The organism is Winogradskyella algicola (assembly GCF_005869935.1).
Lineage (GTDB): Bacteria > Bacteroidota > Bacteroidia > Flavobacteriales > Flavobacteriaceae > Winogradskyella > Winogradskyella algicola.
Genome location: NZ_SZQF01000021.1, coordinates 1 through 1,300, shown reverse-complemented (window position 1 = coordinate 1,300; position 1,300 = coordinate 1). Strand labels below are relative to the sequence as shown.

The 1,300-nt window shown below is 41.5% G+C and carries 1 pseudogene; it reads left to right on the top strand.

Features of this window, described 5'->3' with window-relative positions:
* Positions 1 to 1,300 (top strand): annotated as a pseudogene (locus FC091_RS15260) (gliding motility-associated C-terminal domain-containing protein); the annotation flags it as partial.

Below are 1,300 nucleotides of genomic sequence, written 5' to 3'. Positions count from 1 at the left end.
GATGCATGTGGTAACAGCGTATCTGCTGACCAAACGATTACGGTTGTTGATACTACTGATCCTACAATCAATATTCCTGCAGATGTGACTATAGAGTGTACTGAAGATGAGTCTTCTGCTAATACTGGTGTTGCTACTGGTGCAGATACTTGTGGTACAGTTACCATTACTGAATCAGACGTTGAGACTGCAGCTTGTGGTAATACTAAAACTATTGTTAGAACTTGGACGGTAACTGATGAGTGTGGTAACAGCGTATCTGCTGACCAAACAATCACTGTGGTTGATACTACGGATCCTACAATCAACGTTCCTGCTGATGTAATTATTGAGTGTACTGAAGATGAGTCTTCTGCTAATACTGGTGTTGCTACTGGTGCAGATACTTGTGGTACAGTAACCATTACTGAGTCAGATGTAGAAACTGCAGCTTGTGGTAATACGAAAACTATTGTTAGAACTTGGACTGTAACTGATGAGTGTGGTAACAGCGTATCTGCTGACCAAACGATTACAGTGGTTGATACTACGGATCCTACAATAAACGTTCCTGCTGATGTCACTATAGAGTGTACTGAAGATGAGTCTTCTGCTAATACTGGTGTTGCTACTGGTGCAGATACTTGTGGTACAGTAACCATTACCGAATCGGATGTTGAAACTGCGGCTTGTGGTAATACTAAAACTATTGTTCGTACATGGACTGTAACTGATGAGTGTGGTAACAGCGTATCTGCTGACCAAACGATTACGGTTGTTGATACTACTGATCCTACAATCAATATTCCTGCAGATGTGACTATAGAGTGTACTGAAGATGAGTCCTCTGCCAATACTGGTGTTGCTACTGGTGCAGACACTTGTGGTACAGTAACCATTACTGAGTCAGACGTAGAGACGGCTGCTTGTGGTAATACAAAAACTATTGTTCGTACTTGGACGGTAACGGATGAGTGTGGTAATTCAGTGTCTGCTGACCAAACCATTACGGTTGTTGATACTACTGATCCTACAATCTCTGTTCCTGCTGATATTACTATTGAATGTACTGAAGATGAGTCTTCTGCTAATACTGGTGTTGCTACTGGTGCAGATACTTGTGGTACAGTAACCATTACTGAGTCAGACGTAGAGACGGCTGCTTGTGGTAATACAAAAACTATTGTTAGAACTTGGACCGTAACTGATGAGTGTGGTAACAGCGTATCTGCTGACCAAACGATTACAGTGGTTGATACTACTCCACCGACTATAGATAATACAAATACAGATAATATTGTTATTCAATGTGGTGTGACAC